This is a genomic window from Salmonella sp. JXY0409-18 (genome assembly GCF_020268625.1).
Classification (GTDB): domain Bacteria; phylum Pseudomonadota; class Gammaproteobacteria; order Enterobacterales; family Enterobacteriaceae; genus Salmonella; species Salmonella enterica.
The window spans coordinates 1,808,040-1,827,620 of record NZ_CP084216.1 but is presented as its reverse complement, the minus strand read 5'-3'; the positions used below and the strand labels follow the sequence as shown (position 1 = coordinate 1,827,620).

Annotated in this window: 13 protein-coding genes, 5 tRNA genes and 5 pseudogenes; 9 read left to right on the top strand and 14 right to left on the bottom strand. The window is 46.9% G+C overall.

The window, feature by feature from the left end:
- Window positions 1–420: a translesion error-prone DNA polymerase V autoproteolytic subunit gene (locus LDB27_RS08610; protein WP_000394197.1), complete on the bottom strand. Its 420-nt coding sequence runs from the start codon at window positions 418–420 to the stop codon at window positions 1–3.
- Between the two features lie 591 nt (window positions 421–1,011).
- Window positions 1,012–1,101, bottom strand: a tRNA-Ser gene (locus tag LDB27_RS08600).
- Window positions 1,102–1,189: 88 nt separating this feature from the next.
- Here LDB27_RS08600 and mtfA point away from each other — a divergent pair.
- From mtfA to LDB27_RS08580, 4 genes and pseudogenes are all read left to right on the top strand, one after another.
- A complete protein-coding gene (gene mtfA, locus LDB27_RS08595) occupies window positions 1,190–1,987 on the top strand; it encodes a DgsA anti-repressor MtfA (protein ID WP_000598926.1) in 798 nt (265 codons plus the stop codon).
- Window positions 1,988–2,087: 100 nt separating this feature from the next.
- Window positions 2,088–2,163: transfer RNA gene (locus tag LDB27_RS08590), tRNA-Asn, on the top strand.
- A 167-nt stretch (window positions 2,164–2,330) separates the two neighbouring features.
- Window positions 2,331–2,595 (top strand): annotated as a pseudogene (locus LDB27_RS08585) (Arm DNA-binding domain-containing protein); the annotation flags it as partial.
- A gap of 168 nt (window positions 2,596–2,763) precedes the next feature.
- Window positions 2,764–2,839 (top strand) — tRNA-Asn (locus tag LDB27_RS08580).
- A gap of 502 nt (window positions 2,840–3,341) precedes the next feature.
- On the opposite strand, the gene LDB27_RS08570 is transcribed toward LDB27_RS08580, so the two are convergent.
- Window positions 3,342–4,796, bottom strand: coding sequence for an AMP nucleosidase (locus tag LDB27_RS08570; protein ID WP_000428191.1), 1,455 nt, complete (start codon window positions 4,794–4,796; stop codon window positions 3,342–3,344).
- A 45-nt stretch (window positions 4,797–4,841) separates the two neighbouring features.
- On the opposite strand from LDB27_RS08570, the gene LDB27_RS08565 reads away from it, so the two are divergent.
- Window positions 4,842–5,003 (top strand): hypothetical protein, encoded by a 162-nt coding sequence (locus LDB27_RS08565; protein WP_001531298.1) that lies wholly within the window; start codon window positions 4,842–4,844, stop codon window positions 5,001–5,003.
- Here LDB27_RS08565 and LDB27_RS08560 read toward each other — a convergent pair.
- The 4 genes and pseudogenes from LDB27_RS08560 to LDB27_RS08545 all read right to left on the bottom strand — a co-directional run bounded on the left by LDB27_RS08560 (window position 4,992) and on the right by LDB27_RS08545 (window position 7,872).
- Window positions 4,992–5,318: a DUF1493 family protein gene (locus LDB27_RS08560; protein WP_000228161.1), complete on the bottom strand. Its 327-nt coding sequence runs from the start codon at window positions 5,316–5,318 to the stop codon at window positions 4,992–4,994. The two genes, LDB27_RS08565 and LDB27_RS08560, sit on opposite strands and share 12 nt — an antisense overlap.
- Window positions 5,312–5,777, bottom strand: a pseudogene (locus LDB27_RS08555) (STM2901 family protein). Before LDB27_RS08555 ends, LDB27_RS08560 begins: the two are co-directional and overlap by 7 nt.
- A 421-nt stretch (window positions 5,778–6,198) precedes the next feature.
- A tRNA-Asn gene (locus LDB27_RS08550) sits at window positions 6,199–6,274 on the bottom strand.
- A gap of 140 nt (window positions 6,275–6,414) precedes the next feature.
- Window positions 6,415–7,872, bottom strand: a complete 1,458-nt coding sequence (locus LDB27_RS08545) for an EmmdR/YeeO family multidrug/toxin efflux MATE transporter (RefSeq protein ID WP_001542574.1) — start codon at window positions 7,870–7,872, stop codon at window positions 6,415–6,417.
- A 159-nt stretch (window positions 7,873–8,031) separates the two neighbouring features.
- Here LDB27_RS08545 and LDB27_RS08540 point away from each other — a divergent pair.
- The 3 genes and pseudogenes from LDB27_RS08540 to LDB27_RS08530 all read left to right on the top strand — a co-directional run bounded on the left by LDB27_RS08540 (window position 8,032) and on the right by LDB27_RS08530 (window position 11,103).
- Window positions 8,032–8,107: transfer RNA gene (locus tag LDB27_RS08540), tRNA-Asn, on the top strand.
- 161 nt (window positions 8,108–8,268) lie between these two features.
- Window positions 8,269–9,524, top strand: a pseudogene (locus LDB27_RS08535) (tyrosine-type recombinase/integrase).
- A 700-nt stretch (window positions 9,525–10,224) separates the two neighbouring features.
- Window positions 10,225–11,103 (top strand): LysR family transcriptional regulator, encoded by an 879-nt coding sequence (locus tag LDB27_RS08530; RefSeq protein WP_000365362.1) that lies wholly within the window; start codon window positions 10,225–10,227, stop codon window positions 11,101–11,103.
- 149 nt (window positions 11,104–11,252) lie between these two features.
- On the opposite strand, the gene gapA is transcribed toward LDB27_RS08530, so the two are convergent.
- The 5 genes and pseudogenes from gapA to LDB27_RS08505 all read right to left on the bottom strand — a co-directional run.
- Window positions 11,253–12,248, bottom strand: a complete 996-nt coding sequence (gene gapA, locus LDB27_RS08525) for a glyceraldehyde-3-phosphate dehydrogenase (RefSeq protein ID WP_000985846.1) — start codon at window positions 12,246–12,248, stop codon at window positions 11,253–11,255.
- An 87-nt stretch (window positions 12,249–12,335) separates the two neighbouring features.
- On the bottom strand, window positions 12,336–13,298 hold the full coding sequence (locus LDB27_RS08520; RefSeq protein ID WP_001530996.1) for a DMT family transporter: 963 nt from the start codon (window positions 13,296–13,298) through the stop codon (window positions 12,336–12,338).
- A 122-nt stretch (window positions 13,299–13,420) separates the two neighbouring features.
- Window positions 13,421–14,917 carry a class I adenylate-forming enzyme family protein gene (locus LDB27_RS08515; RefSeq protein ID WP_000631806.1) on the bottom strand — a complete coding sequence of 499 codons (1,497 nt, stop codon included), beginning with the start codon at window positions 14,915–14,917 and terminating at the stop codon, window positions 13,421–13,423.
- A 34-nt stretch (window positions 14,918–14,951) separates the two neighbouring features.
- Window positions 14,952–16,334 (bottom strand): aminotransferase class I/II-fold pyridoxal phosphate-dependent enzyme, encoded by a 1,383-nt coding sequence (locus tag LDB27_RS08510; RefSeq protein WP_000992185.1) that lies wholly within the window; start codon window positions 16,332–16,334, stop codon window positions 14,952–14,954.
- A 456-nt stretch (window positions 16,335–16,790) separates the two neighbouring features.
- A pseudogene (locus LDB27_RS08505) lies at window positions 16,791–17,054 on the bottom strand (integrase domain-containing protein); the annotation flags it as partial.
- A gap of 131 nt (window positions 17,055–17,185) precedes the next feature.
- Here LDB27_RS08505 and LDB27_RS23925 point away from each other — a divergent pair.
- Window positions 17,186–17,299, top strand: a pseudogene (locus tag LDB27_RS23925) (Arm DNA-binding domain-containing protein); the annotation flags it as partial.
- 190 nt (window positions 17,300–17,489) lie between these two features.
- Here the strand turns inward: LDB27_RS23925 and ldtA are convergent.
- Both ldtA and cobT read right to left on the bottom strand, forming a co-directional pair.
- A complete protein-coding gene (gene ldtA / locus LDB27_RS08500; RefSeq protein ID WP_001252827.1) occupies window positions 17,490–18,419 on the bottom strand; it encodes a L,D-transpeptidase in 930 nt (309 codons plus the stop codon).
- Window positions 18,420–18,496: 77 nt separating this feature from the next.
- Entirely contained in the window at window positions 18,497–19,567 is a 1,071-nt protein-coding gene (cobT, locus tag LDB27_RS08495; RefSeq protein WP_001193968.1) for a nicotinate-nucleotide--dimethylbenzimidazole phosphoribosyltransferase, read from the bottom strand.
- Between the last annotated feature and the right edge of the window lie 14 nt (window positions 19,568–19,581).

Sequence of the window (19,581 nt, the reverse complement as noted above, 5' to 3'; positions counted from 1 at the left end):
TCAACTGACCGCTTTAATGATAAAGGTCACCACCCCGAATATGTCGAGCGTGTCTTCACTGCCGACAGGTATAGGTCGATAGGCGCCGTTCATGGGGATTAGCTGCACTGTCGGGCGCAACTGCAACCGTTTTACGGTGAACTCTCCTTCAATTGCCGCAATTACAATGTCACCGTGGTCAGCGTTCCGTGAGCTATCCACCACCAGCAGGTCGCCGTCGCTGATGCCTGCTTCAATCATTGAATCACCCGTGGCTTTGACAAAATATGTTGAGCTGGGATGAGAAACGAGCAACTCATTAAGATCGATACGCTGCTCAATGTAGTCCGCTGCGGGGCTGGGGAATCCACACGGCACTAAGTAACTGAAAAATGGGAGAGGAATAATTTCGCGCAACTCTGTAGGTCTGAAAAATTCCATAATCCATACCTCGAATACTGTTTTTATATACAGTAGTATTATTTAAACATGCGCGCAAGATACCGGAGTCGCTACGGCTGTTTAAATCTTCGTCGCTTCGTTTGTAAGTTTCTCTCTCAGTTCAAATTATGGGTTTTGTAAATTTTCCGGTTGTATTGTCATGTGTGCATATTTAAGCCAGTCTGGAGGCCACATTTTCTGTACAGCGTCGACAGCCCCGCAGCGTAAGTTATCGCCACGCGCCAGCGCGTTTCCCTGACAGCAATTAATCTTTCGCCCTGCGCCCATGTCTACAGGAGAACATTTCGGGCAACAGGCCGGGTGCGACGATTACCGAGGACGGCGGCGTTAAATCGCCGCTAGTGACATCAATATTAATCCAGATGGGGTACGGCGAAAGAGCGGGGGCAGAAAACCAGGAGTTGACTTATGATCGAAAAGTAAAAATAACACTATCCCTGGCCCCCTCTTCTGGCAGAAAAAGCATAAGATGGCGATACGTTTTTCACGTAATATTCTAACAGAATATTCTAAGTGTATTCTAAGTGTGAGACTGATCGCTGAAAGAAGATGAGCTAAGTGTTTGAATTGTGGCGGAGAGAGGGGGATTTGAACCCCCGGTAGAGTTGCCCCTACTCCGGTTTTCGAGACCGGTCCGTTCAGCCGCTCCGGCATCTCTCCGTATGTTGCAATGATGCCAGGTAATTTGGCATTTTAACAGACCCTATTCGGGTAATTTTGTTCAAGTGACGAGTTTACGAGCAAAACGATGATTAAGTGGCCCTGGAAAGCACAAGAAATAACCCAGAACGAAGACTGGCCGTGGAATGATGCGCTGGCTATACCTCTTCTGGTAAACCTCACCGCGCAAGAACAGGCTCGGCTTATTGCGCTAGCCGAACGTTTTTTGCAGCAGAAAAGACTGGTAGCGCTACAGGGATTTGAGCTCGACTCGTTAAAAAGTGCACGTATTGCGTTAATTTTTTGCTTACCGATCCTGGAGCTCGGTATTGAGTGGCTTGATGGTTTTCATGAAGTGCTCATTTATCCCGCGCCCTTTGTGGTAGATGATGAATGGGAAGATGACATAGGTCTGGTGCACAGCCAGCGTGTCGTACAGTCGGGACAAAGCTGGCAACAAGGGCCCATCATTCTGAACTGGCTGGATATCCAGGACTCGTTCGATGCTTCAGGTTTCAACCTCATTATTCATGAAGTCGCGCACAAACTGGATATGCGTAATGGCGATCGCGCCAGCGGCATCCCTTTCATCCCGTTGCGCGATGTGGCTGGCTGGGAACACGATCTCCACGCGGCAATGAATAATATTCAGGATGAAATCGATCTTGTTGGCGAAAGCGCTGCCAGTATAGATGCCTATGCCGCCACCGACCCTGCAGAATGTTTTGCCGTGTTGTCAGAGTATTTTTTCAGCGCGCCAGAACTGTTTGCTCCACGTTTCCCGGCGCTATGGCAGCGTTTTTGCCAGTTCTATCGCCAGGATCCTTCTCAGCGCTTACGGGTAAACGCTGCCGAAGGCGACTACGGCGAGGAATCCGAACATTAATTCCTCACTTTGTGGGTTAATTAACCAATTGAATTGGCGCGTTAATTTTACTGTTGACACGTTATAGCGGGCCCAGTATTATGCGCCTCGTTGAAACAATTCCTCTGTAGTTCAGTCGGTAGAACGGCGGACTGTTAATCCGTATGTCACTGGTTCGAGTCCAGTCAGAGGAGCCAAATTTAGGGAAGCAGACGTTCACTGACGTCTGCTTTCTGCATTTATATCAACTGATTATCCCCTTTTTCAGGTTCACCCTCGTTCACTAAAAATCATTCGAAGCCATACCCTTTTGCTGGTAAAGCTGGTTCGATTTACGTTTTACCAGCACGCGGAGGGAACCGTCATGTCACTTACTGATACTAAAGTAAAAAATGCCAGACCATCGGAAAAGGCTGTCAAGCTCACTGACGGGTTTGGCCTCTATCGGTTCGAAATACTGGCAGTTGGGCTAACGCTATTATGGCAATCAGGAGGTGTTTTCCATTGGGGTTTACCCTGCTGTATCGCTTGCCGATGCCAGATAATGCCGTGACGAGGCTAAAAGGTAGCTGGCTCAGGGGATTGACCCGAACGCAAAAAAACAGGCTGATGAAAAAATCCTTCAGGAAAATTTGACTTGTGTAATTACAGACAAAGTTGCGCCATGCCGGAGCAAAGCAGGGATTAGATCAAAACTTCAACGCTTTGTTGTTTTTGTCAGCAAACAAACGCGTAATCTTATTTCCCCCTTTGACAAGCCGATCGCACATCGTTACTATGCGCCCCGTTCACACGATTCCTCTGTAGTTCAGTCGGTAGAACGGCGGACTGTTAATCCGTATGTCACTGGTTCGAGTCCAGTCAGAGGAGCCAACTTCCTGTTTTCAGGCGTACTTATAAGTCACTATTCAGTTAGGTTTCAATAAGTTAGCGTGAAAATCTTTCCCGATGTGTGTCTGGTTTTTCCTGCGTATCCGGCGAAATTGGTGGTCTGATTTGGGGCCATTTCAGTTCGATAATGGCGTGACCACCCTATATTCCTGTCCGACACGAAAATCCGCAGTATCAAGCCTTTTGATAACCCCTTTAAACTGACCGATTCACACGATCTGTATCTACTTGTCAATCCGGGCTTGTGGCTCAGGCGCTCAAGGAGCGTGAAGTGTGGCGCAATGTTTTCGCCTTCCGGCGCGTTTCCTGACGTAGAGGCGATTATCGGTGACAGGTCTCCGGCGATGGTGATGAAGCTCGCGGCACAATAAGGCCTTAGCGGGATGCGGAATCGCCTCCCGCTAAGGCTTCATTCAGCCACTTTCCATATCATATAAATACGCCTCTTCCGCTCCTGTCCAACAGCAGGCGACAGCTCATTTCGTTAGCGAAACGGTGGCTCATTAAACGTGCGTAATTTACGTGAGTGCAAACGATCACCTTCTGCGCGTAGCAAATCAATAGCACGAATACCAATTTGCAAATGTTCTGAAATAGCCCCCTCATAAAACCGGTTTGCCTGCCCGGGCAGTTTAATTTCACCGTGTAAAGGTTTGTCAGAAACACAAAGCAACGTGCCGTAAGGCACACGAAAGCGATAGCCCTGGGCTGCAATCGTCGCGCTCTCCATATCAATCGCAACCGCGCGGCTAAGGTTGAATCGCAGCGCCGATGCGGAATAACGAAGCTCCCAGTTACGGTCATCCGTGGTGACGACCGTTCCCGTGCGCAGTCGCTGTTTCACCTCTTCGCCGGGCATTCCGCTAACCGCTTTGGTAGCGTCGTACAGCGCACGCTGTACTTCCGCAATGCTTGGAATAGGAATATCAGGCGGCAGAACAGCATCCAGCACATGATCATCGCGTAAGTAGGCATGGGCCAGCACATAATCGCCAATCGCCTGACTTTCTCGTAACCCTCCACAGTGCCCAATCATAAGCCAGACGTCAGGCCGCAACACGGCCAAATGGTCGCAAATCGTTTTAGCATTTGAAGGGCCGACACCAATATTTACCAGCGTAATCCCCTGCCCATCTGCCGTTACCAGGTGCCAAGCGGGCATCTGATGCTTCTTCCAGGCCAGATCGGAAATAGCCTCTTCCGGCGCTTCCGTTTCTGCCGTGATCCAAATTCCGCCGGCACAGGAAAGCGCGATATAGGGGCTGTCAGGATCAAGAATTTGGCTGCATCCCCAGCGCACAAACTCATCGACATAGCGGGTGTAGTTGGTAAACAAAACGAAGGGCTGAAAATGTTCAACCGGCGTACCGGTATAGTGCCGTAACCGGGCCAACGAGAAGTCAACACGACGCGCGTCGAAGTGCGATAACGGATAGAATTCGCCGGGGTGGAACAGACCGTCTGCCGTCTCATCGCCAATCTGCGCCAGTTCTGTGGTAGGAAAATGGCGCGTTAGCCCGGCGCTCATAGAGCGATCCAGCGTCAGAGCTGAGCCGTCAATCACGTAAGGATACGGGATCTCATGGTGCGAGGCCTCCACCGCAATATGCGCGCCATAATCATGATAAACGAGGTTAAGCTGTTCCAGAAGATAAGCGCGAAATAGCGCAGGCCGCGTAACGGTAGTGGTATAACAGCCGGGATGAGTAAAGCGTCCAAAAGCGCGTGTTTTAGGCGGGTTCGGTGTCGCGCCATCCCAGCTTACAGACAGCGAAGGATAAACAAACAGTCCGTTAAGCCTGGCATGGGGATCGGGCAGCGTGCCGTTATCAACATAGTCAGCGATGGCTTCACGGAGCGCGTTAACCGACTGCTCGTACAGCTCCTCCAGGCGATCCAGCGCCTGCTCGGGCGTCAGGTTTGTGCCTTTATTTTCCATATTATTCTCCTTAGCGTTCACAGGTGAGGCACGTCATTCGATAGTATGACAGCAAAGGAAGAAACTAAAAGGGTTAGCGTAAGGGCGGCGGCAGTAAACATGAACCCTTTAAAAAGAAAAGAGAACTATCTTAGCGCCACCATCATCGCTCAAAAAGAAGGGTACTGGTACAGCCATTTGTTAAGTTCATTACAATTAGTCATATAACCATTTCCCGGCTTTTGCTGACTCGATCAGCATGCTGATAGTGAAATCTGGGACGGGTACAGGCTCCGTTTTCTTGAACGGATGCCATGAAAAAGGGTGATTAGGAAAATAGGTTTCTATTCTGAAGTTACCTCGCTCGACATTGAGTTTCTCGAAGAATTTATTCATGAGATCTTCGGCTTCAAGTTCATCAATGCTCAGATCAGTATCAAGGTCAATCTCTGGTGTTAATTCCACTTGCTTAATGTTGAACAGATATGTGCCAACATAAGGCCGTACAAGCTCGTAAACTTGCTGTTCAATATTGTCTACCATAACTTATCATTGCCCCGAGCAATGGTATTGTAGTCGCGTATAGTGCGATATGTTATTTGTGACACATCTGCGGCAAGGATAATTTCCCCGATCAAAGGAATGGAACGTCCAACAAACGGCGCAATGTTACGAACCATAACACGTCTGGCTGTCCACGGGGTGTAACCGCCCTAACCATGTCGGAAGGGATATTCCAAAGGGAAATTTTGACTTTTTAAACACTGCACGTGCAGTCCTGGACGCGTATGATGTGCCTTTAGTCGCTCCAGCGGGTTTCGCCCTTGTCCAGAGATTATTGCGACCTGATACCAGAGCAACAACGGCCCCGAAATCTGCAACACCAATCCCAAACTGGCTTGCGGTATTCTCACAAAAAATCATAAACAGAAGTTCGGCAGCATTCAGATTGGATTTTCCTGCATAGAAGTATGTTCCATTTAGTTCTTCTACTGTATCCATTAGAAACTCTATAGCTGCTATTTTGGTTTACTTATTGTACAGCCTTGTTTCGAATGAAAGAAATCAATCTTTTGGGAAAGAACGGATCAAGATCACGGAAAATATCTGAAATCAGATGAAAGAGACAGTCGCGATTCCCACCAGGGGCATCACCTGGCAAGCTTGTGTGATCGCTCCGTTTGAACCGAACACATCTATATGTCAGCATACTGATACGGGTTTGATCTTGCGGATAGCGGTATCGGTTAATGCCATCGGCGGGGGCTCCATTTTTCCAACGAACCGTGAAGCCTCCGATTAAGCCCTCAAGAAACTATGGATGTCAAAAAACCCGGCAAACCTTCTCAGGTCAACCGGGTAAAGATAATTTCTTGTTTTTTAAACGTCTCCGGACTCACCAGGATGTCCCGAAACTAAAATCTGGCTCCTCTGACTGGACTCGAACCAGTGACATACGGATTAACAGTCCGCCGTTCTACCGACTGAACTACAGAGGAATCGTGTGAACGGGGCGAATATTAACGAGGTGCCCCTGGCTTGTCAAAGCCTGTTTTCACAAAAAAAGTTCGTTTGCTGTTTTATTCCACACTTCGGTTAAAATTCACCGTTTCCTGATGATTTTCACAGCAAAAAGCGCTTACTCCCTCTTTACGCGCGGGTATCTCCACAGCCAGCGCCCGCTTACCAGACGCCAGTAAAACAGCGCGCCGCGCACGGCCCAGTCAAGAAACATCCCCAGCCAAACCCCTACAACCCCCATACCCAGCACAATACCAAGCGTATACCCTGCCACAACGCGACAGCCCCACATCCCCAGCATCGATACCCACATCGCAAATCGCACATCGCGCGCGCCTTTAAAACCCGACGGCAACACCCACGCGGCCGCCCAAATTGGCATAAAGGCGGCATTAAGCCAGAGCAGAACTTTTACTACCTCTTTTACGTCCTGCTCCTGGGTATAAAATGAGGCAAACAGACCCGCGAACGGCGCTGTCCCCCAGGCGATTGCCGTAAGTACGATAGTCGACATCCAGAATACATGGCGCAGTTGACGCTCTGCCTGACCAATTTGTCCGGTACCAAGACGCTTACCGGTGATAATAGTCGACGCCGAACCAAGGGCGTTACCCGGCAGGTTGATAAGCGCCGCCACGGAAAAGGCAATAAAGTTACCCGCAATAACGTTAGTGCCCATTCCGGCGACAAACATTTGTGTCAGTAGCTTGCCACCGTTGAACAGCACTGATTCAATGCTCGCCGGAATACCGATACCCATCACTTCCCAGATAATGCCGAAATTCAGCGGCTTCAGATAGCTTTTCAGCGGAATGCGCAGCGCCGGATTAAAACCAATCATCAGCACCCAAATAATCGCTACCGCGCCGATATAGCGCGAAATGGTTAATCCCAGCCCCGCGCCGGCAAAACCCAGCCCTTGCCAGGAGAAAGCCCCGTAAATCAGGATGCTGCTGATGATAATATTGAGAATGTTCATCCCGCCGTTAATCATCAACGGGATTTTCGTATTCCCTGCCCCACGCAGCGCGCCGCTACCGATTAGCGCAATTGCCGCAGCCGGATAACTCAGCACCGTCAGTTCAAGGTACGTTAACGCCAGCCCCTTTACTTCTGGCGTCGCCTCGCCTGCGACAATATTAATAATTTCACTGCCGAAATAATGAATGACCACTGCCAGCACAACGGCAAATAGCGTCATAATCACCAGCGACTGGCGCGCCGCCGCCCTTGCCCGTCGCCTGTCGCGCTTGCCGAGGCTAAAGGCGACCACCACCGTAGTACCAAGATCGATAGCCGCAAAAAAAGCCATAATTACCATATTAAAACTGTCGGCAAGCCCCACGCCCGCCATTGCTTCCTTGCCCAGCCAACTGACGAGAAAAGTACTGAGCACGCCCATTAGCAAAACACAGGTATTTTCCAGAAAAATGGGGATAGCAAGTGGGGTGATTTCACGCCAGAACAACACTTTGTAGCTCTTGCGTTTGGCATACCAGGGCGTACGGACGACAACCTGGCGTAAGGCAGTGGAGACGTTCAAAATGGACCTTAAAGAAGAGAGTTGAAACCACATTTCAATAATGAGCGAGAAATCGTAAGGCTGCAAAGCTTTTTGCAGAAAAAATGTCTGCAAATGCAACAAAGTGATGAGATAACCCGCAATCGAATCTGTAAGGGGTTAAATGGGGTTTGACAAAAATTTTTCCGCCGCTAATATACGACCCCACACGATTCCTCTGTAGTTCAGTCGGTAGAACGGCGGACTGTTAATCCGTATGTCACTGGTTCGAGTCCAGTCAGAGGAGCCAAATTCCTGTTTTCAGGCGTGCTTATAAATTCCTATTTAATTAGATTTCAATAAGTTAGCGTGAAAATCTTTCCCGATGCGTATCTGGTTTTCCCTGCGCATCCGGCGAAATTGGTGGTCTGATTTGGGGTCATTTCAGTTCGATAATGGAGTGACCACCATATGTCCCTGTCCGACGCGAAAATCCGTAGTATCAAGCCATCTGATAAACCCTTTAAACTGACTGATTCACACGGTCTGTATCTGCTTATCAATCCGGGCGGTTCCCGCCTCTGGTATCTCAAAATCGAAAAGAATCCCGCATTGCGTTAGGCCCGTACCCTCAGGCTTCCCTTTCCGATGCCCGACAACGGCGCGAAGGTATCCGTAAACTTCTGGCCCGGAAAATTAACCCCGCTCAGCAACGAACCGACGCACGGATTACCAGCTCCCCGGATAAATGTTTTAAAGCCGTGGCGTTGGCCTGGCATAAGAGCAATAAAAAATAGTCGGCGGATTATGCCGCCCGTCTGCTCGCCAGCATGAACAACCACATTTTTCTGGCTATCGGCCATCTGCCCACCACTCTACTGAAAACTCAGCATTTCACTGCGTTACTGAGAATTATCGATGATAAAGGCTTTCTGGAAGTCGCGTCCCGTACCCGGCAGCAACTTTGTAACATCATGCGTTACGCCGTGCAGCAGGGGCTGACTGAAAACAATCCAGCTCTGAATCTGGAAGGCGTCACCACTCCTCCGGTTAAAAATCACTATCCCGCTCTGCCGCTGGAGCCGTTATCTGAACTGCTCCTGTGCATTGATGGTTATCAGCAGGGCCGGGAATTAACCCAGCTGGCAGTGAAGCTGACTCTGCATCTGTTTATCCGCTCCAGCGAGCTGCGTTTTGCCCGCTGAGGTGAGCTTGATTTCAGAAACAAAATCTGGACCATCCCCGCCACCCGTGAGGCGATCGACAAAGTACGTTACGCCGGGCGTGGCGCAAAAATGCGTACTCCGCATATTATGCCGCTGTCCCGGCAGGCGCTTGCCATTCTGAAGCAGATAAAGGAAATCTCCGGCCATCTGGATCTGGTGTTTCCCGGCGACCATAACCCGCATAAACCAATGAGTGAAAACACCATCAACCAGGCATTGCGTCTGATGGGTTATGACACAAAAACTGATATCTGCGGGTATGGTTTGCGGGCTATGGCCTGTAGCGCACTGGTGGAATCTGAGCGATGGTCGCGCGACGCAGTGGAGAGGCAGATGAGCCACCAGGAGCGTAGCAGCGTCAGGGCGGCCTATATTCACAAAGCGGAACACCTCGATGCACGTAAGGCGATGATGCAATGGTGGTCGGATTACCTGGACGCTAATCGTGAAGGCTGTGTTGCACCCTATATCTATACCCGACAACAAAAGCGGGAGTCATAATATAGTGGCGATTACGGTGTAATCGTTAACTTACTGAAAACAAAGTCACCTGTGCTCAACACTCAGGTGGCTTTTTTGCAGACTGCCTCCGGAAGTACACTTATTGACAGTCAAAACCTCAGATTATTACAGCGGTAATAATCTGAGGTTTTAACGATGAATCAACATCACTGAACTGCGCCAGTTCTGACCTTTTGGCTCTTAGCCTTTTAGATTCCTGGCCTTTTTCCTGACGTATGCCAGTCTGCATCCTACGGCAAAAATAGCCTTCGCCAATTATTCTCGTATAAATTAGTCAGTAGATGCCTAAAATTATTCTGGTAGAATATTTTCAGGTGTTTATCTATCAATACGGTTTTTTTGCACCAGATTACACCCAATATTAGAGAGGAATGAGATCTGCCTAAAATCTGGTCTTCTCTATAACTTTAAATAAATACATGTGATTTATTTAATCACAGAAAATATAAACTATATAAAATATAAATCATATAAATATATAAGCGACGATCTAAGGAAACGATCGAATTAAACGATTGCGTATTGCATCACCCAAGTCATTAGACACTATTTTTTAACAAATTCAAATGGTTATATAAATTTTAACGAAGATATAGGAAAGCCGATAAATAAAGATTACTATAAAATCCATATTAATAAGAAGCAGTAATTTTTCCTGCCGATTCGAACGGAGGATACAATGGATCTTAACCAGCTTAAAACATTTGTTACCGTTGCGGAAACCGCCAGCCTGACTCGCGCAGCAGGACTTCTCTACCTAAGTCAACCAGCGGTAAGCGCCCATATAAAGCAACTTGAAACCGAGTTCAATGTAAAGCTATTCAAACGCACCCCCAGAGGCATGGAGCTGACCTCTACAGGTCTCATCATGAGAGATGAAGCACGTCTTGCACTTGATGCCGCAAACAAATTTGTAAATAAAGCCCGTACACTTCATAATATAGAGAACTGTGCCTTAGGCACTATTTCAGTTCCAGTAATCCTTAATCTACCATTAGTACTATCACAACTACGGCTGCGGCACCAGAATGTCAGTTTGACGATCCAGCAGAATATTTCGGGGTATATTATTGAAGACATTAAGAACGGTAAGCTCGATGCTGGCTTTGTCATTGGGGAAGTTAATGACTCTCAGTTAGGGATTATTCCTGTTTCTTCTGTAACGCTCTGCCTTGTAGGTCCATGGGCCTGGAAATCCCAGCTTGAAAAAGCAGGTTGGGAGCAACTACAGGAGTTACCCTGGATTGCTACCCCAGAAAAATGCTCCTTTACTGCTATAACAAAGTCTTTCTTTGAACGACATGATGTCACTGTAAAGGCATCCATTATAGTTGATCAGGAAAAAACGCTAGCTGAATTGGTAGTAATGGGAGCAGGGATAACTCTGATGAGAGAAGATATCGCTCTAGCTCTTCAGGATAATGAGGAGATTTATATCTGGCCGGGAGAAAAGACAGTGAGCCAGCTTTGTTTCCTTTGGGATCGTGAAAAAGAGAAATCTTCTGTCTTATCTGCACTAATTGCAACGGTGAAAGATATCTGGCAAGTGCCAGCTTGATTATCATAACTTCAATTCATATTGAAGATAACATTGCAACATCAGGCCAGGGTAAGAGAAAGTAGTCTGACTCTCAGGAATATGAATTATATTATAAGAACTAAAAAGGCGGCCGAAGCTGCCTTTTTAGAACCGTTGGTTATCTTAGCTTATCTGGAAATATGGGTGATTAAGTCCAGAACCTTATTTGAGTAACCAGTTTCATTATCATACCAGGAAACCAGTTTTACGAAGTTGTCGTTCAAAGCAATACTTGCTTTTGCATCGAACACGGAAGTACAAACTTCACCATTGAAGTCTGTAGAAACAACGTCATCTTCAGTGTAACCCAGAATGCCTTTCATTGAGCCTTCAGAAGCAGCCTTGATTACTTTCTTAATATCTTCATAAGAAGCCGCTTTTTCCAGGCGAACAGTCAGATCAACAACAGAAACGTTAGGAGTCGGAATGCGGAACGCCATGCCCGTCAATTTTCCGTTCAGTTCCGGTAGAACTTTACCTACGGCTTTAGCTGCACCAGTAGAGGAAGGGATGATGTTCTGAGCCGCACCGCGACCACCACGCCAGTCTTTATGAGACGGGCCGTCAACGGTTTTCTGGGTCGCCGTGGTTGCGTGGACGGTGGTCATTAACCCCTCAATGATTCCAAAGTTGTCGTTGATGACTTTGGCCAGTGGAGCCAAACAGTTAGTTGTACATGATGTATTCGAAACAATATCCTGCCCTCTATACTTGTCAAAGTTTACTCCCTTCACAAACATTGGAGTATTGTCTTTTGACGGACCAGTCAGAACAACTTTCCTTGCACCAGAAGTGATATGCTTGCGAGCAGTTTCATCGGTCAGGAAAATACCGGTTGCTTCAGCAACAACATCAACACCGATCTCACCCCATTTCAGGTTATTCGGATCGCGTTCAGTGGTAACACGGATTATTTTACCGTTAACAATTAACTGACCATTATCTACTTCAATAGTGCCATCAAAGCGACCATGAGTGGAGTCATACTTCAGCATATACGCCATATAGTTAACATCTAACAGATCGTTAATTGCCACAATTTCTATATCAGAGCGTTTTTGCGCTTCACGAAAAACCGTGCGACCGATACGCCCAAAACCATTAATACCTACTTTAATAGCCATAATTCATCCATTACTTATCAGTAAATAAAATGTCATCTGTAGACTTATAATTGCACCAGCTCTTCAAAAAAAGGTGCAATATCTCTATTAGTGACTAGTCGATGCCTTCAGGGTATTAGCCTGGGTTGCCAACATCGCGAGTTTACGTTGGTTCAGGTTGTTGAGTACAAGAGCCATAGCTGTGATTACGGCCCCGATAATTTGCATGTTTGTTGGCACAACGCCATTTAGAGCTGAAACAATAAAAGCGGTAATGGGAACAACATCCATAAAGAGCACACCATTTGTTGGAGTAATTATGCGATTACCAACATTCCAGCACAGCACGGCCACCAGACCAGCCACCAGAGCCATATAAAATAGATGAGGAACAATAGTTATTATCGACGCTGCACTCGGTACAGAAATTGCACCCGATCCAACCAGAAACAAATCAATTAATACAACACTAATCATCCCCAACAGCGTGGTCATAGTTGTATAACGTAACGGGCTCCAGCCCGGAAAATAGCTTCCACCAATGGTATACAGTACCCAACACAATGCTCCAGCGATAAGTAGCAGATTTGCAGCAAGGCTAATAGGTGAATTAAGGACGGCAAAGACATCACCATTGGTAATAACCAGGACGACACCACTAAAAGACAGCAGGATAAAAGACATAGTACTGGCGTGAGGGCGTACTTTCTTCAGAGCCCAGATAGTCAGAAGCCCTAACATCGGCATAGTAGCCATCATAATGGATGCAGTAAGTGCCCCCCCGGGCCCCGCAAGCGACTGGCCCAGAAAGACCAGAAAACCAAAACCAGCAAAACCCAGCGTACCAAACAACCAAGCCAACCCCCAGCGCTCTCCTTTTAACCGGAATGAATTTTGGCCTTCACGAAATAGCAATAACAATGCAAAGGCAATACCCGCAATCCCATAGCGAAAAGTAGTAAAATTAAACGGATCAATATAAGTTAGAGCATGTGTCATTACCGGGAACATCCCCCCCCATGACACTGTAGCTAATAAGCAACAGAGTAACCCTTTCAGATATGAATTCATATTTTTCACCTTACATTAAAAAGATAGTTATCATGGATGTTGTATCTTACATTTTCACAACACTTCAAAAATAGCCATTCGTTAATATTGATATCTATATAAGAAATTATGATATCGGATACTTATGCTGCTGTCAGAGTTTGGACTATCTCGCTGAAACGGACTTTCCCACTCGGGCTATAAGGTATTTTATCAACCATATGTGCGGTGAAATCAGTCACCCCGATATGATTAATTTTATTTTTTATTTCATCCATAATAAAAGAAACATCATCTTCATTTATATGTTTAGCGCTAAATATGCACCTGATATGATCTTTATTTTGTTGTCTTATTGGTATGAGTGCCACATCTGTAATACAGGGGAGTGCACGTAAATGTTCCTCAATATGATAAATGTCTTGCTCACACTTTATTTCACTATTACGATTCATCAAGAATAGTCGTCCATTATCGTCAAGATATCCGTAGTCAGCCATCAAAAAATAGCGTTCACTGTCTATTTCAATGAAAGGCCTACTGCCATCACCGTATTCATCCATAAGCATATAACTGGCTACAGCTATTCTTCCCCTATTGCCTGCTTTCAGTGGTACATTATCCTCATCCAATATTCTGATTTTATTACCGTCAAAGGCTCTCCCCACGCTACCTGGACACTCAAACATATCTGAAGACTCAGAAAGAACGTTCACCCCAGTTTCGGTACACCCGTAATACTCGTTAAAAATATGTCCCAAGTGGGTATATGCAGCTATTTTGCTTTTTACTGGAAAATAGCTTCCACCAACCAAAACCCAACGCAAGTAATGATGTAAAACTGTTTCACTGGCGAGTTTAGTGAGACGGGAAACCAGATTAGGTGTCATCACTGTAGCCTTTACGGAGTTGAGAGAAAGTGCCTGAATAAGAGCAGATTCATCATCCTGATCCACCAAATGTAAAGAAGCCCCAAGCCCCATAAACATCCTTGCCCAGCCATTTCCTGCTGCATGATAAAGGGGTAAGATAAGCAGGAAACCATCGTGGTGCGTGAAGTTGAATCGCTGAGTAAACCAGTCGAAACGCCGGGCATCAAAAGAGTTGTAGCGTAATACGATTTTAGGTGCTGAACTGGTTCCTGAAGTTAGTGAAACTGAGCGAAATGGTGCAGGAATATGTGTCGCAAGTAGACTTTCCAATTCAGGGTGATGAAATTCACCTATACTGCCAATAACTGGATCAGTTGGAGCATCGACTGCCAGCATGGTTATAGTACGGACATGCAACTTATTGAGTTCATCCGGAGAGTAAAGGCTAAAAGAGACTAACATTAGTCCCGGATTAATTTTAATTAGCAACCCTCTCAAGGTCTCAATAGGTAATGAGTAGTCAAGACCGTTTGCAGGAATTCCTAAAGTAGCAAAAGCAGCCAACCAACAAATTAGATCGACACTATTTTTTGATAAATAGCAAACAGACCGTAACTGCTCAGGGTTAAATGCCCGACGGAGAAAGACAATGCGAGACTCAGTACGGCGAATAATATCATACCACGTATATTGTCGTTCTTTATCAATAATGCAAATATCATTACCTCGAGTAATGGCTATTTCATTCAGTCTGCGAAGAGTAATCATTTTAGATATTCCTTAGATAGTATAAATTATATAATCAGGCAGCAATAATTAGGCAGCCATTCCGTTTACATTCATTTATTTTATTTCTAACGTCTTTGCTAATAACATCCCCAGGAAAAACAAGAGGAACACCTGGTGGGTAAGATATAATGAATTTATTGGCAACTGCGTTCTCTTCTTTATTGTTCTTATTATCTTTGCTAATTTTTGTTAGCGAAGAAAGAAGACAGCGGATTGCTTCCCTATTAATACCAATATGAAAATTCAAAAGAATGAAATTATTGATGAATCTCTTTAGAGATATATCATGTTCGCTGAGCAATGTTTTTATTTCTTGACCTGTCCCTAACGCGCTGACATCGATCATAATTTTGGTTGGGTCATACTGAATATGCCAATGTGTATTGAATACCTCCCTGCAAATCGATTTTTCACCCAGACCAGCAATATCAGATACCCCCATAATAAATTCATGAACTAACTCGCGAGTATGTGTAGCAAGTATTTCCCCCTTTACTGACATCATTGCTTGCGCAGCATCCAAAGAAGCCAGTATTGGGTAACTAGGAGAAGTTGTATGGATTCTATATTTAGCTGTTTCTATCTTCTCTGCCAGTTCTTTTTTTCCACGACAATGAATTATTGAGGCCTGACGAAGGCAAAAGAGAGATTTATGGGCTGAGTGTGTACAAATCACTTCGAGGTCAGGATATAACTCGAGCAATGAGTCTATATTCATTGCTGTTAGCTGTCTCGTATCTTCACTAAAATAATTCAGACTCCCCCATGCCTCATCAATAAAAAATTTTCGAGCCTGCACACCAGCTGACAAAAGATGGGCCAATACCTGTGGAATATCATAAATGATGCCCTCATAGGACTGTGCTGTCAGAATCACAATATCACACCCTTTACCTTCATTCTGTAATGATAAGAGTGTATTTTCTAAGTGTGCATATGACCATGCACTTATTTCCTGATCCATTGTCTGCAAATCAGGACAAAGGTAACGAACTTCAGCACCAATTGCTTGTGCATGAAAATGAATTGATTGGTGACAATTTTTATCAATCAAAATGCGTTGACCCTTTTCAAAAAGAGCAGTGATCGCTATTTGGTTAGATGTACTTGTTCCACTGGTGATGTAAAATGATGCGTCAGCATTATAAAGCTTTGCTGTCAATTTTTGTGATTCAGCAATAATCCCATGAGGGAAAAAGAAATTATCGAAGAGTTCACCAGTTGCTGACCCCTCCAGACATTCAGAAAGAAATTCTCTGGTATCGCCAACAATATCACTCTGACCATGACTCGAAATAGGCAAAGCGTGGAATGAATACATTTTCCTATGGCAAAGTCTTTTCAGCCCTGCCAGAACAGGTGTATTCTCTTTCATTTTAACAATTTTGGCATTCATTAAAGTTTCCTCATAGAATATTATATGCAACTTCAATATGCCATCAGCTTTCCCGGATGAATATTTGTATTTTTTGATTCAGCTATCAGCATAAATGATATCCATTGATACAACCCGCTAAGACCATATATATAGTCGGCAGGGTTTATCCCAAAAAGCTCTCATATATGTGCATTAATACCAGCATAACCGCACAAAGTCGCTACACTCGGGACCAGAGCAACATGCTGGTAGAGGCTCTCTTGTGGCAGCTTATGGACGATAAAGTATGCGATAGATATCTGGCGTTAACGCTGGAACTGTTACGCAGTAACAAGAATAGATGACAGATGCCATGTGCCCCTGCAAAGATTTGGATTGGTTAAATCGATGAATAGCTCTGAATCAACAGGAAATGGGGCAAAAAATTTCTACGTAGAAATTCTCTACGCCAGAAAAGGACGGATACCCGCATTATCAATAGTCATTCCCTTTCCATCCATAAACCTGTGCCACATAACGCCCGCGTCCGTCGTCATATTGCTGTCTGCGCCAACGCCTCTTTCTCGCTGAATCCCTGCGCCAGATAATGGTTTATTGCATCCTGTGCCCACGCATAGCGTAACGAATGGGGGAATACACGCCCCTTAAATCGATACATGACGCCTGCCTGTGCCAATATTTCATCGCACTTCTGAGATCCGGTTTATCGAGCAGCCTGTCATGATGGTTTTCTGTGACAGATGTTAGCGTGAAGATCTCTCCCGATGCGCATCTGGTTTTCCCTGCGCATCCGGCGAAACTTAGGGTCACTTCAGTTCGATAATGGAGTGACCATCCTGTGTCTTTAACCAACGCAACAAAGCCGCAGTATCAAGCCTGCTGATAACCCCTTTAAACTGACCGCTTCTCACGGTCTGTTTCTGCTTGTCAGTCCGGGCGGTTCCCGCCTCTGGTATCTCAAATATCATTTCGACCGAAAAGAATACTCGGCGCGGTGGATAAGAGGGCCTTGCAAACGCATATGAAAAATCTCCGGCGATGCCGGAGAAAAGATTTATGACTTTGAGCTTAATCGGGGGCCTCACGGTTCGCTGAGAAATGGAGCCCCTGCCATGACACTCACTACTAATACAGATACTCCAGCCCATGAAAACCAGCAATGTGGCAGGATATTTAAAGGCCAGACCTGCCTGCGCTAATGTTGACCGGCATTCCGGAACGGCGCTCCAGCACCTCATTAACCCGCGAAGTATCAACGTCATCCCCTTTGATAAACGTGCGCAGCACTGGCGTAACGGGCAATGGAACTTTTTTGTCTGACTCAAATTCAGCACGGTTACGAGAAAGCGGTTCGTGTACCTCCAGCCAACGACTGCCATCCGGCTCTACCGAAAATTTAACGGGCCTGTCGATAATCTGAACGCGGGTTCCTACAGGAACATGGTCGAATAAATATTTAATATCGTCATTGCGTAAACGGATACAGCCCTGACTGACGCGAAGGCCAATGCCAAAGTTAGCATTAGTGCCATGGATGGCATATAACCTGCCGATATATATTGCGTATAGCCCCATAGGGTTATCCGGCCCCGCAGGCACCATCGCGGGCAGCGTTTTTCCCTCTTTAGCATATTCCCGACGCGTATTAGCCGTTGGCACCCAAACCGGGCCATCTTGTTTGCGTTCAACCGCAGTTACCCAGTTGCGCGGCGTTTCACGGCCAGCCTGACCAATACCAATAGGTAGCACCTCAACCGTATTCGTGCCTGCGGGATAATAATAAAGGCGCATCTCGGCGACGTTTACCACAATACCTTCACGAACGGTGTCAGGCAGAATCAACTGCTGCGGCACCACCAGTGTGGAACCAGACTGAGGTAAAAACACATCCACGCCGGGATTCGCTTCAAGCATATTACTCAGCCCCTGACCGTAGCGGGCGGCAAATGACTCTAAGGGCTGAGTATTGTTCTGCGGTACGGTGATTGTGACAGGCTGTCCTACCAGACGACTGCCTTCGGGCGGCAACGGATAGCTTATAGCCAGCGAGAAATGGCTTACCAACAAGACGAAAAACGGAAAAAAAGGTGTGATACGACGCATTATATCCCTTCCTTTGTCGCGGCAGGTGTGCGTTAAGTATAGCTTTTTTCTCACATGGCTGGTGTTGTGCGCCCGGGTTATGTTGCGTTTGCGTTCCCCTCCGGCAGGACAATATTACTGGCCGCCAACTCCCCCATGTTGTGGAACATGGCGCACGCGGCTTCCACGATCGGCATCGCCAGCGCCGCGCCGCTTCCTTCACCTAACCGCATCGCCATATGCAAATAGGGTTCCATAGACAAATGCGCGAGCGCGATGCGGGCACCCTTTTCCGCCGAAAAGTGCGACGGGATCAGATAAGGTCTCACCGCAGGCGCAATCTGACAGGCCGCCAGCGCTGCCGAGTAGGAAAGAAAGCCATCCAGCAATACGGGTAAGCCACACCTTGCCGCACCAAGCATCACGCCGGTCATCCCGACCAGATCGAAACCACCCACCTTCGACAACACATCAATGCCATCGCGCGGATTGGGCTGATTAATCGCAATCGCCCGCCGCACGACGTCCACTTTATTATCGATGCGGGAAGGCGGAAGATTCGCGCCAATCCCCACCACCTCTTTTGCATCACTTCCTGTAAAAACGCTGACCATCGCGGCGGCTGGCGTGGTGTTCGCCATTCCCAGCTCCCCTACGCCAAATAAGGTCACGCCGCGTTGCGCCAGGTCGCAGGTGTAGCGGGAAACCTCCAGCAAAAGCGCCTCAGCCTGCGAGCGACTCATCGCCGGGCCAACGGCAATATTTCCGCAGCCGCGCGCGACGCGCATATCAACTACGCCAGGAATAGGTTCAGCATCAATACCAACATCAATGACATGCACCTTCGCACCGGCCTGAGCGGCAAGCACGCATACGCCGGTTGTTCCCCGCGTCATATTCGCCGCCTGAATCGCCGTCACGATTTTGGGCGAAACCGCTACGCCTTCATCCCAGACGCCATGGTCGGCGCACATCACCAGCATCGCCTTTTCACCTACCTGCGGCGTACCGTTAAGCCCCGGCATTCCCGCGAGCTGAACGGCTAAGGCTTCCAGTCTGCCCAGGCTGCCCGGCGGTTTGAGCAGGCCGTCAATATGTTGCTGCGCACGCGCCATCGCCTCGGCGTCCGGCGCAGGAATGTCACGGAGTAAAGCGTGTAGTGTCTGCATAAGATGTCTCGTCC

Bases quoted from the DNA above. Each gene is read 5' to 3' on its own strand.
- LDB27_RS08610 (WP_000394197.1), bottom strand. From the start codon at position 420: ATGGAATTTTTCAGACCTACAGAGTTGCGCGAAATTATTCCTCTCCCA.
- mtfA (WP_000598926.1), top strand. From the start codon at position 1,190: ATGATTAAGTGGCCCTGGAAAGCACAAGAAATAACCCAGAACGAAGAC.
- LDB27_RS08570 (WP_000428191.1), bottom strand. From the start codon at position 4,796: ATGGAAAATAAAGGCACAAACCTGACGCCCGAGCAGGCGCTGGATCGC.
- LDB27_RS08565 (WP_001531298.1), top strand. From the start codon at position 4,842: ATGACAGCAAAGGAAGAAACTAAAAGGGTTAGCGTAAGGGCGGCGGCA.
- LDB27_RS08560 (WP_000228161.1), bottom strand. From the start codon at position 5,318: ATGGTAGACAATATTGAACAGCAAGTTTACGAGCTTGTACGGCCTTAT.
- LDB27_RS08545 (WP_001542574.1), bottom strand. From the start codon at position 7,872: ATGTGGTTTCAACTCTCTTCTTTAAGGTCCATTTTGAACGTCTCCACT.
- LDB27_RS08530 (WP_000365362.1), top strand. From the start codon at position 10,225: ATGGATCTTAACCAGCTTAAAACATTTGTTACCGTTGCGGAAACCGCC.
- gapA (WP_000985846.1), bottom strand. From the start codon at position 12,248: ATGGCTATTAAAGTAGGTATTAATGGTTTTGGGCGTATCGGTCGCACG.
- LDB27_RS08520 (WP_001530996.1), bottom strand. From the start codon at position 13,298: ATGAATTCATATCTGAAAGGGTTACTCTGTTGCTTATTAGCTACAGTG.
- LDB27_RS08515 (WP_000631806.1), bottom strand. From the start codon at position 14,917: ATGATTACTCTTCGCAGACTGAATGAAATAGCCATTACTCGAGGTAAT.
- LDB27_RS08510 (WP_000992185.1), bottom strand. From the start codon at position 16,334: ATGAATGCCAAAATTGTTAAAATGAAAGAGAATACACCTGTTCTGGCA.
- ldtA (WP_001252827.1), bottom strand. From the start codon at position 18,419: ATGCGTCGTATCACACCTTTTTTTCCGTTTTTCGTCTTGTTGGTAAGC.
- cobT (WP_001193968.1), bottom strand. From the start codon at position 19,567: ATGCAGACACTACACGCTTTACTCCGTGACATTCCTGCGCCGGACGCC.